We start from the raw sequence: 9,919 nt of genomic DNA on the forward strand, positions 1-9,919 counted from the left end.
ATCACCATGGGCCCGCTGGCCACCACACTCGACTCGGCGGAGCGCGCCGCGAACCGGCATCAAGCGATGCGTCTGAGGGCGAAACGCCCAGTTAGGGACTGTCTTCAAACCCCCGTCGTCCGCCTTCTTGGGTTCTAGTGTCCTGCGCCAGGAATTCGTTCAAGATATGAGGCGAGTCGTTCGAGGTTCTCGTCGGCGGTCTTGGTCCAGGTGAACGGGCGGGGGTGCTCGTTCCAGGTCTTGATCCAGGCCCGGATGTCCTTCTCCAGAGCCTGGACGGACTTGTGGACTCCACGTCGGAGCTGCTTGTCCGTCAGCAGTGCGAACCACCGCTCCACCTGGTTGAGCCAGGATGAGCTGGTCGGGGTGAAGTGCAGGTGGAATCGCGGGTGGCCGGCCAGCCACTTCTGGATCGCCGAGGTCTTGTGGGTGGCGTAGTTATCGCAGATCAGGTGGACGTCCAGGCCGACGGGCACTTCCTTGTCGAGCCTGGCGAGGAACTTCTTGAACTCGGCCGCGCGGTGGCCACGGTGGAGGGAGCCGATGACCTCGCCACTGGCCACGTCGAGGGCGGCGAACAGCGTGGTGACGCCGTTGCGCAGGTAGTCGTGGGTGCGACGCTCGGGCATACCCGTCATCATCGGCAGCACCGGTGCGGAGCGGTCGAGGGCCTGGATCTGGGACTTCTCATCGACGCACAGGACCAAGGCCCGCTCCGGCGGGTCCAGGTAGAGCCCGACCACGTCGCGGACCTTGTCGATGAACTGCGGGTCCTTCGACAGCTTGAACGTGTCGACCTGGTGCGGCTTGAGACCGAAGGCCCGCCAGATGCGGCCGACCGTGGACTTCGACAGTCCCGTCTCGGCGGCCATCGACGCCCGCGACCAGTGGGTGGCGTCCTTGGGGGTCCGCTCCAGGGTGGCGACGACGAGCTCCTCGATCCGCTCGTCACCGATTTTCCGCGGGGCGCCAGGGCGTTGCTCATCCGCGAGCCCCTCCAGCCGACGCTCCAGGAAACGCCGCCGCCACTTGCCGACCGTCTGCGGCCAGATGCCGAGCTCGGCGGCGACCTCCTGGTTCGTCTTTCCGTCCGCGCAGCCGAGCACGATCCGGCATCGCTGGGCCAGCACCTGCGACGACTTCGCCCGCCGCGACCAGCGGACCAGCGTCTCGCGCTCGTCATCGGTCAAGGTCAGCTCGGCCATCGGCCGCCCCATACGCGCCATGGACACAGGCTACAGATATGAAGCAGATTTCAGGCGCAGGACACTAGGGGTTGTCGTAACACCCCAGCTCGGGGGAAGCGATGGACTTCGAGATCCGCGAGGACCGGAAGCCGCAGGGATGCCGGCGGCTGCGTGCGGAGCGGGCGGAATACTTCCGACTCGTGCGACAGGGCTACAGCAACATCGAGGCGTCCCGGCTCGTCGGGGTCCACCCGCGGACCGGACGTGAGTGGCGTAACGGCCGCAATCCGTTGGGCCCGCACAAGGCGGCGCCACCGATTCACGCGGCGGTGCCGCCTTCGGGCCCGTCCCGGTACCTGCGCGAGGACGAACGTATCCACATCGCCGACCGGCTCCGGGAGGAAGCCACCGTGCGCGCGATCGCCGCGGAGCTCGGCCGCAGCCCCTCCACGGTCAGCCGGGAGATCCGGCGCAACCGTCATCCGGGCAGCGGAAGTTACCGGCCCCACGCCGCACAGGCCCGCGCCGACGCCCGCCGGCCGCGGCCCAAGCCCGGCAAGATCGGGCAGAATCCCGAGCTGCGGGACTTCATCCAGCAGCACCTGGAGCGCAAGTGGAGCCCGGAGCAGATCTGCCAGGCTCTGCGGGACACCTTTCCCGAGCGGCCGGAGATGCACGTGGCCCTCGGCCGCCGGTGGCGACGAGCAGGGTGGGGCGTTCCAGGGCGGCGCCGTAGACGGACACCGAGCCGTGGTCGCCGATCAGGCAGTCGGCGGCGACGAGGGCGGCCTGCCAGCCCTGGTGGGGCGGGACGAGGCGCAGGCCCATCCGCCGGGCGTCGTCGAGCAGGGCCTCGGGGTCGTGCCGGTTCCAGATGTTGGGGTGGAGGACGACGGCGACCGTGTACTCGTCGGCGGGGAGCCGGCGGACGAGGCGTCGGGGCAGGTCGGGGCGGCGGCCGAATAACGAGTGCTCGCTCCAGGTGGAGTTGACGACGACGAGCCGCCGGCCGTCGACGGCGCCGAGGGCGGCCCGGTAGGAGTCGCGCAGGCGCAGGCTGCGGAGCATGCGGTCGAAGCACGGGTCGCCGACGACCTGGGCGACGTCCAGTGCCTCGGGGCAGGAGACCCGCAGCCGGTCGAGCTGTTCCGGGTGGGAGAGGCCGAGGACGTCGACGAAGACCCGGCCGTGGTGGGTGAGTTCGTTGCGGGAGAGGCCGGCTGCGCTGACGGTGTCGCCGGTGGACTCGGTCACCAGGCGGTTGTAGCCGGCGCCGTGCGGGAGGACGACGAGCCGGGCGTCGAGGCGGTGCATCGAGGAGTGGACGGCGCAGGCGACGGCCAGGTCGAAGCGGTGCCGGACGGCCTCCTCCCAGTCCAGCAGGGTGATGCCGGGCAGGCCGCGCAGGTAGTCGTCGAGGCCGTCGGCGAAGGCGGAGCCGGGGTTGACGGTGGCGTAGCGCTCGATGCCGTCGCGGTTCAGGAGCGTGAGGACGTCGAGGACGCGGGTGGCGGAGGTGAGGGTGCGGGCGACCGCCAGCACGCGCGCCCTGACCGGCCGGGTGTTCCAGCGGTCGGCGGGCCAGGCGTGGGGGTGGGTCGGCACGCCATGATCGTACTCATCGGGTCGGCTTCCCGCGGTGAATCAGGCCCGGGAGGTCAGCCCGCCGCGGCGGCGGGCTCCTCGTGGTCGGCCGCGGCGCACTCGTCGAGGAGGGGGCGCATGCTCTCGTCGACGAGCCGGTAGCGCACGACGCGTCCGTCCTTGTCCCCGGTGACCACGCCGGCCGTCCGCAGCAGCCGCAGGGCCTGTGAGACGGCCGGGTCGCGCATGCCGGTGGCGACGGCGAGGTCGGTGACGGCGAGCGGTCCGGCGCGGTGCAGGGCGAGCAGGATCGCGAGCCGCCCGGGGTCGGCGAGCAGGGAGAACCGCTCGGACCACGAGCGGACGTGCGCGGCGTCGCCGATCGCGGCGATGGCCTCGCAGACCCGGTGTCCGTCGATGGTGCGGTGGCCCGCGCGGTCGGCCGGTACGAGATGCATGCGGACATTCTGGCAGCTCACGACCTGTGATCCTGGACACCTGCGTAGGTGCGCAGCCTTGCAAGGGTCGGCCCGGGACCCCTACGGTGTTCCCCGCCGTGGTGCTCGGGAAGACCGGTGACGGACCCTCAGGGGTCCCAGTCCGGAGCGGCCCTCGCCACTGTGATCGGGGGAGTCCGCCCGTACCCAGACGCCACTGGGCGCTTCGCGCGCCTGGGAAGGCGGGTACGGGAGCCCCGTCAGCCAGGAGACCGGCCACGGCATCTCACGAACGTCTTTCCACGAGGTGCTGGAGCGTGATCCGAAGATGACCCTGCCCGAAACCGCCGCCCCCGAGGCCGCGCCCGCCGTGCTGCCCACCTTCCGGTGGAGGAGAGAGGACACCGTCCGCACCGCCGGGCTGATGGGGGTGATCCTGGCCATGCACGTCGTGGCGTTCGGGACCCTCGTCTTCCTGGTGGCGCCGCACAACTACGCCGTCGGCACCCAGGTCTTCGGGGTGGGCCTCGGCATCACGGCGTACACGCTCGGCATGCGGCACGCGTTCGACGCCGACCACATCGCGGTGATCGACAACACCACCCGCAAGCTGATGGCCGACGGCAAGCGGCCGGTCTCGGTGGGCTTCTGGTTCGCCCTCGGGCACTCGTCGATGGTGGTCGTCATGGCCGCCCTGGTCGCGGGCGGCGCGCAGCTGGCGAACACGCTGATGGACGACGAGTCGACCACCCACCAGTGGCTCGGCATGGTCGGCACGACGGCCTCAGGCGCGTTCCTCTACCTGATCGGCGCGCTCAACCTGGCGGCGCTGCTCGGCATCCTGAAGGTGTTCCGGGCGATGCGCGCGGGGCAGTACGACGAGGCCGAGCTGGAGCAGCACCTGAACTCGCGCGGCTTCATGGCCCGGGTGCTGAACCGGGCGACCCGCTCGATCACCCGGCCCGGCCAGATGTTCCCGGTGGGCATGGTGCTCGGCCTCGGCTTCGACACCGCGACCGAGGTGACCCTGATGGTGATGGCCGGCTCGGGCGCGGCCGCCGGGCTGCCCTGGTACGCGATCGTCTGCCTGCCGCTGCTGTTCGCGGCGGGGATGAGCCTGTTCGACACGCTGGACGGGACGTTCATGAACTTCGCGTACCAGTGGGCGTTCTCCAACCCGGTGCGCAAGGTGTACTACAACCTGACGATCACCGGTCTGTCGATCGCGGTGGCGTTCATCATCGGCACGATCGAGCTGGTCGGCGTGCTGCACGAGAAGCTGGACCTGACCGATCCGGTCACCGGCTGGATCGCGGACATCTCGCTCGACAACGTCGGCTACGCGATCGCCGGGCTGTTCGTCGTCGTCTGGGCCGCGGCGATCGCGTACTGGAAGCTGGCCGGGGTCGAGAAGCGCTGGGGCGCCGAACGCTCCTGAGTGCGGCTGCCGCACGCCTGCCGCGACGGCGCCTCCCCATGGTGGGGAGGCGCCGTCGCGCGCGTTCCGGGCCGGCTGCGCCGGGTCAGCTGTGCCGGTCGCCGTAGCGCTGGCGGAAGCGCTCGACGCGGCCCGCGGTGTCGAGCACGCGGGACTGGCCGGTGTAGAAGGGGTGGCTCGCCGAGGAGATCTCGACGTCGATGACGGGATAGGTGTTGCCGTCCTCCCACTCGACCGTGCGGTCGCTGGTGACCGTCGAGCGGGTGAGGAAGGAGAGGCCGCCGACCTTGTCGCGGAAGACGACGGGCCGGTAGGCGGGGTGGATTCCGGGCTTCATGGGGGTGCCTCCTCGGCGGGGGATCAGCGCTCTTCGTTCGACGTTCTTCGTTCCGGCGCTCTTCGGTCAGCGCTCTTCGCGGAAGTCGACGTGCTCGCGCGCGACCGGGTCGTACTTGCGCAGCACCATCCGGTCCGGGTCGTTCCGGCGGTTCTTGCGGGTCACGTACGTGTAGCCGGTGCCGGCGGTGGAGCGGAGCTTGATGACGGGGCGCAGTTCGCTGCGGGCCATGAGGTCCTCCGGAGGGGTCGGGTGGTGCGGCGGTTCGGGGCCGGGTTGGAACCGTACACCGAAATGGATGTCATTTTCATCTGGTGTAACGTGACCTCCGTCCCGCCCATTCCCGGACCGTTTTGGGAGCCCCCATGTCCGCCCACTGCCAGCTCACCGGCCGCCGGCCGGGCTTCGGCAACGCGATCTCGCACTCGCACCGCCGCACCCCGCGGCGCTTCGACCCCAACATCCAGCGCAAGCGCTACTGGCTGCCGGGCGAGGGTCGGTACGTCCGGCTCACGCTCAGCGCCAAGGGGATCCGCACGATCGACGCGATCGGGGTCGAGGCCGCCGTCGCCCGGATCCGGGCCCGGGGGGAGAAGGTCTGATGGCGAAGCAGAGCAAGATCGCCAAGAACGAACGGCGGCGCGAGACCGTCGCCCGCTACGCGGGGCGCCGCGCCGAGCTCAAGAGGACCATCGCCCACCCCGGCACCGCCCCCGCCGAGCGCGCCGCCGCCCAGGCCGAACTCGCCCGCCAGCCGCGCGACGCCAGCGCCACCCGGATCCGCAACCGCGACGCCGTCGACGGCCGCCCGCGCGGTTACGTCGGCGCCTTCGGCCTCTCCCGGATCAATCTGCGCACTCTCGCCCACGCGGGCCACCTGCCCGGCGTCCGCAAGGCCAGCTGGTGAGCGGCGCGGACGGGACCAGGCTGCCCGTCGTGGTCGTCGCCGGGCTGCACGCCGACCACCGCCGCAGTGCCGTCGAGGAGTTGGCGCGCGGCGCGGTCGACGCGGTGGTCCTCCACCACGACCTGCGGGACGCCTCCCGCGGCGTCGTCCACCGCCGACTGCGCGACGCGGGCGGCGAGTTCGACCCGGCCGACGTACCGCTGCTCAACGACTGCCCGTGCTGCGCCCTGCGGGAGGACCTGCTGCCCCGGCTGCTGCGCATCGCGGACGAAGGACGGCACGGGCTCGCGGTGGTCGAACTGTGGGGCGGCAGCGATCCGCACCCGGCCGTCGAGGTCATCGCCGGCGGCGAGGTCGACGGCCGGCCCCTGGCGGAGGCCGTCGAGCTCGCGGGCGTCGTCGCCGCCGTCGACCCCGACCGGCTCACGAGCGAACTCTCCGTCCCCGACGACCTCGTGGAGCACGGCGAGCACACCGCACCGGAGGACCCCCGCACCCGCGCGGAGGCCCTCGCCCACCAGATCGAGTACGCGACCACCCTCGCCGTCCCGCGCGCGACCGCGCACACGCCGGGGCTCGCGATGCTCCGCCAGCTCCACCCCACCGCCCGCGTCGTGCGGCTCGCCACCGGTGCGCTCACCCGGGCCGCGCTCGGCGGCTTCGACGTCGCGGCCGCCCGCGACCGGGTCAACCCGGCGCTGGCGCTGCTGCCGCAGGAGCACGACGAGGGCGGGGTCACCACGATGGTGTGGGAGCGCCGCAGGCCGCTGCACCCGCAGCGACTGCACGAGGCGCTCGAACTGCTCGTCCCGGCGGCCCAGCGCAGCCGCGGCCGCTTCTGGCTGGCCAACCGGCCCGACCATGGGCCCCTCCTGCCCGCTGGCGGGCAAGGAGGGAGCTCGCATGGGACGCGGCCGGGGCGAACCTCGCGGTGGAGGAGTGCGGGCCGTGGCTCTCCGCGCTGCCCGACGCGGCCTGGGACCTCTACCCGCCCGCGCGCCAGGCCGCCGCCGCCCTCGACTGGCACCCGGCCCACGGCGACCGCGTGCAGCAGCTCAGCTTCACGGCCGAGGGCCTGGACACGGACGGGATCACCCACCTCCTCGACTCCTGCCTGCTCACCGACGCCGAACTCGCCGCCGGCGAATCCGGCTGGAAGGCGCTGCCCGACGCCTTCCACGACCTGCTCGACCCAGTCGCCTGAGGATCATCACTGTGCGTAAACGACTCAACCCGCCGAGGCCCAAGCCCAACCCGCTGGTCACAGCCGGTATCGAGTACATCGACTACAAGGACACCGATCTCCTGCGGAAGTTCGTCTCCGATCGCGGCAAGATCCGCAGCCGCCGGGTCAGCCGGCTGACCGTCCGGCAGCAGCGGGCGATGGCCCGGGCGATCAAGAACGCCCGCGAGATGGCCCTGCTCCCGTACACCACCCGATAGGAGACCCCGATGGCCGTACCCAAGCGCAAGACGTCCCGCAGCAACACGCGGCACCGCCGGGCCCAGTGGAAGGCGAGCGCGCCGAAACTCGTCCCGATCACGGTGAACGGGCGGGAACTGCTCGTCCCGCAGCACCTCGTGCCCGCCTACCGGAGGGGGCTCATCGATCCGGAAGGGGGGTGACGGCGCCGCCGGGGGCGCGGGTAGGTAAAGGTCGCGCCCCCGTCGGGGGTTCTCGGCGGGCGGATCGGGGGCGGGCTTCGTAGGCTCGACGCATGTCTGATGCGTACGCGGGTCGGCGGGAGCGGCTGCGGGAGCACTGCAGTGCGGCCGGGGCCGATGCGGCGCTGATCACCCGGCCGGCCAACGTGCGGTACCTGACCGGCTGCGCCCCCTGCGGCGCGACCTTGCTGCTCACCAGGGAACGGGTGCTGCTGACGCTGCCGGACGACCTGCCGCCGGACGACACCGGGGAGCACCTGATCGCCGCCGACGTCACCCAGGTCCCGGTGCCGGCCGGGGCGGACACCGCGCTGGCGGCCGCGGCCGAGGCCTCCCGGCTGCGGGTGCACGCCATGGCGGTGGAGGAGCACGACCTCACCGTCCTGCGCCACCGCGCGGTGGCGAGCCTGGCCGAGGGGGTCCGGCTGGCCGAGCTGGGGCAGGTCGTCGAACGGCTGCGGGTGATCAAGGACGAGCACGAGATCGCCGACCTGCGGATCGCCGCCGAGATCGCCGACCAGGCGCTCGGCGAGCTGCTGGAGTCGATCCTGGTCGGCCGCACCGAGCGGCACCTGGCGATGGAGCTGGAGCGCCGGATGATCGACCACGGTGCCGACCGGGCGGCCTTCCCGGTCTCGGTCGGCACCGGCAGCCACTCCGGCCAGCCCGCCCACCAGCCGACCGACCGCCGGGTCGAGGAGGGCGACTTCCTGACCGTGGTGCTCGGTGCCCAGTACCGCGGGTACGGCGTGTCGACCGCCCGGACCTTCGTGATCGGCGCCGCCCCCGCGCCCTGGCAGGTGGAGCTCCACCGGCTGGTGTTCCGGGCGCAGCGGGCCGGGCGGGAGGCGCTCGGACCCGGCGTGGAGCAGTGCGTACCCGACCGGGCGGCGCGGCAGATCCTGGACGCGGCCGGCCACTCCGAGGCCTCCCCGCACCCGGTGGGCCACGGCATCGGGCTGGAGATGCGGGAGGCGCCGCGCCTCGGTCCGGCGGACATGGGTAAACTGGACAGCCGCGTACCGGTCACCGTCGGTCCGGGGGTACACATCCCGGGCAAGGGCGGGGTCCGGATCGAGGACACGCTCGTCGTGCGCCCCCTCGAAGAGGGCGGGCCCGAGCTGCTCACCATCACCACCAAGGAGCTCCTCGCCCTGTGACGGCGGCCCCGGGCCGCCGGTGGCAGGACGCGACCCTTGGTTCCTTGACAGCTATATCCAGGAGTAAGTGCGCCCGTGGCTTCCACGAACGATCTCAAGAACGGCATGGTCCTCAAGCTGGAGGGCGGCAAGCTCTGGTCCGTCGTCGAGTTCCAGCACGTCAAGCCCGGCAAGGGCCCGGCCTTCGTGCGTACGAAGCTCAAGGAGGTCCTGACGGGCAAGGTCGTCGACAAGACCTTCAACGCCGGCACCAAGGTCGAGACCGCCAACGTCGACAAGCGCGGCATGCAGTTCTCGTACAAGGACGGCGAGAACTTCGTGTTCATGGACATGGACACCTACGACCAGCTCACCATCGAGCCGGCCGTCGTCGGTGACGCCGCCAACTACCTGCTGGAGGGCTTCGAGGCCCTCGTCGCGACCAACGAGGGCGCGGTGCTCTACATCGAGCTCCCGACCTCCGTCGAGCTGCTCATCGCGCACACCGAGCCGGGCGTCCAGGGCGACCGCTCCACCGGTGGCACCAAGCCGGCCACCCTGGAGACCGGTGCCGAGATCCAGGTCCCGCTCTTCGTCGTCACCGGCGAGAAGGTCAAGGTCGACACCCGCGACGGCAGCTACCTCGGCCGGGTGAAGTAAGTCCGTGTCGGCCGCACGCAGCAAGGCCCGCACCCGGGCCTTCCAGATCCTCTTCGAGGCCGACCACCGCGGGGTCGACCCGCAGCAGGTCCTCGCCGACTGGGTGGCCCGCGCCCGCGAGCCCAAGCCCGACGAGGGCACCCCCCAGGTCGCCGAGTACACGATGGAGCTGATCGAGGGTTACGTCCGGCACGCGCGCCGGATCGACGACCTGATCTCCCAGTACTCGGTGGGCTGGACGCTCGACCGGATGCCGATCGTGGACCGCAACGTCCTGCGGCTCGGCGCCTACGAGCTGATCTGGGAGGACGGCGTCCCGGACGCCGTCGTCCTGGACGAGGCCGTGGAGATCGCCAAGGAGTTCTCCACGGACGACTCCCCGTCCTTCGTCAACGGCCTGCTCGCCCGCTTCCTGGAGCTGAAGCCGAGCATCCGCCGCTAGGCACGGACGGGCCCCGCCCCGCGAACGGGGGGGGGCGGGCGCCGCGCCGGGGCGCCCGGCGCGCGCGCGGCACACCCCGGGGGGGGGTGTGTGGGAGAAGGAGCGCGTAGGTAAAAGAGGGAG

12 protein-coding genes, 3 pseudogenes and 1 riboswitch are annotated in these 9,919 nt (G+C 71.7%); of the genes and pseudogenes, 10 read left to right on the forward strand and 5 right to left on the reverse strand.

The annotated features are described in order from the left end of the window. Positions 1-134 precede the first annotated feature (134 nt). Complete coding sequence (locus ACFV4G_RS35380) at positions 135-1,217, reverse strand: IS630 family transposase (RefSeq protein WP_380446314.1); 1,083 nt, start codon at positions 1,215-1,217, stop codon at positions 135-137. 89 nt (positions 1,218-1,306) lie between these two features. Here ACFV4G_RS35380 and ACFV4G_RS35385 point away from each other — a divergent pair. Continuing rightward, positions 1,307-1,984: pseudogene (locus ACFV4G_RS35385) on the forward strand (helix-turn-helix domain-containing protein); the annotation flags it as partial. On the opposite strand, the pseudogene ACFV4G_RS35390 reads toward ACFV4G_RS35385, so the two are convergent. Both ACFV4G_RS35390 and ACFV4G_RS35395 read right to left on the reverse strand, forming a co-directional pair. Further along, positions 1,878-2,792: pseudogene (locus ACFV4G_RS35390) on the reverse strand (hypothetical protein); the annotation flags it as partial. The pseudogenes ACFV4G_RS35385 and ACFV4G_RS35390 sit on opposite strands and share 107 nt — an antisense overlap. A 53-nt stretch (positions 2,793-2,845) precedes the next feature. Next, positions 2,846-3,229, reverse strand: a complete 384-nt coding sequence (locus ACFV4G_RS35395; RefSeq protein WP_380446292.1) for an ArsR/SmtB family transcription factor — start codon at positions 3,227-3,229, stop codon at positions 2,846-2,848. An 82-nt stretch (positions 3,230-3,311) separates the two neighbouring features. Next, positions 3,312-3,504: riboswitch (cobalamin riboswitch) on the forward strand. Positions 3,505-3,536: 32 nt separating this feature from the next. On the opposite strand from ACFV4G_RS35395, the gene ACFV4G_RS35400 reads away from it, so the two are divergent. Then, the gene (locus ACFV4G_RS35400) at positions 3,537-4,646 is read left to right on the forward strand and encodes a HoxN/HupN/NixA family nickel/cobalt transporter (RefSeq protein ID WP_380446293.1); all 1,110 of its coding nucleotides are present in this window, start codon (positions 3,537-3,539) and stop codon (positions 4,644-4,646) included. Between the two features lie 85 nt (positions 4,647-4,731). On the opposite strand, the gene ACFV4G_RS35405 is transcribed toward ACFV4G_RS35400, so the two are convergent. Together ACFV4G_RS35405 and rpmG are read right to left on the reverse strand one after the other, a co-directional pair. Continuing rightward, positions 4,732-4,983 (reverse strand): type B 50S ribosomal protein L31, encoded by a 252-nt coding sequence (locus ACFV4G_RS35405; protein ID WP_380446294.1) that lies wholly within the window; start codon positions 4,981-4,983, stop codon positions 4,732-4,734. A gap of 66 nt (positions 4,984-5,049) precedes the next feature. Next, the gene (rpmG, locus tag ACFV4G_RS35410) at positions 5,050-5,214 is read right to left on the reverse strand and encodes a 50S ribosomal protein L33 (protein WP_363648209.1); all 165 of its coding nucleotides are present in this window, start codon (positions 5,212-5,214) and stop codon (positions 5,050-5,052) included. Between the two features lie 134 nt (positions 5,215-5,348). Here rpmG and rpmB point away from each other — a divergent pair, with 134 nt between their 5' ends. From rpmB to nusB, 8 genes and pseudogenes are all read left to right on the forward strand, one after another. Then, positions 5,349-5,585, forward strand: coding sequence for a 50S ribosomal protein L28 (gene rpmB, locus ACFV4G_RS35415; RefSeq protein WP_380446295.1), 237 nt, complete (start codon positions 5,349-5,351; stop codon positions 5,583-5,585). Beyond that, positions 5,585-5,890 (forward strand): 30S ribosomal protein S14, encoded by a 306-nt coding sequence (gene rpsN, locus ACFV4G_RS35420; RefSeq protein ID WP_380446296.1) that lies wholly within the window; start codon positions 5,585-5,587, stop codon positions 5,888-5,890. Before rpmB ends, rpsN begins: the two co-directional genes overlap by 1 nt. Continuing rightward, positions 5,887-7,094 (forward strand): annotated as a pseudogene (locus ACFV4G_RS35425) (CobW family GTP-binding protein). Before rpsN ends, ACFV4G_RS35425 begins: the two are co-directional and overlap by 4 nt. Before the next feature lie 5 nt (positions 7,095-7,099). Next, positions 7,100-7,333 (forward strand): 30S ribosomal protein S18, encoded by a 234-nt coding sequence (gene rpsR / locus ACFV4G_RS35430; protein WP_380446315.1) that lies wholly within the window; start codon positions 7,100-7,102, stop codon positions 7,331-7,333. 9 nt (positions 7,334-7,342) lie between these two features. Further along, positions 7,343-7,516, forward strand: a complete 174-nt coding sequence (gene rpmF, locus ACFV4G_RS35435) for a 50S ribosomal protein L32 (RefSeq protein ID WP_380446297.1) — start codon at positions 7,343-7,345, stop codon at positions 7,514-7,516. A 92-nt stretch (positions 7,517-7,608) separates the two neighbouring features. Then, positions 7,609-8,715, forward strand: a complete 1,107-nt coding sequence (locus tag ACFV4G_RS35440) for a M24 family metallopeptidase (protein ID WP_380446298.1) — start codon at positions 7,609-7,611, stop codon at positions 8,713-8,715. Positions 8,716-8,790: 75 nt separating this feature from the next. Then, positions 8,791-9,354 (forward strand): elongation factor P, encoded by a 564-nt coding sequence (gene efp, locus ACFV4G_RS35445; RefSeq protein WP_380446299.1) that lies wholly within the window; start codon positions 8,791-8,793, stop codon positions 9,352-9,354. A gap of 4 nt (positions 9,355-9,358) precedes the next feature. After that, on the forward strand, positions 9,359-9,796 hold the full coding sequence (gene nusB, locus ACFV4G_RS35450; RefSeq protein WP_380446300.1) for a transcription antitermination factor NusB: 438 nt from the start codon (positions 9,359-9,361) through the stop codon (positions 9,794-9,796). Positions 9,797-9,919: the final 123 nt, after the last annotated feature.

The organism is Kitasatospora sp. NPDC059747 (assembly GCF_042732955.1).
GTDB lineage: Bacteria > Actinomycetota > Actinomycetes > Streptomycetales > Streptomycetaceae > Kitasatospora.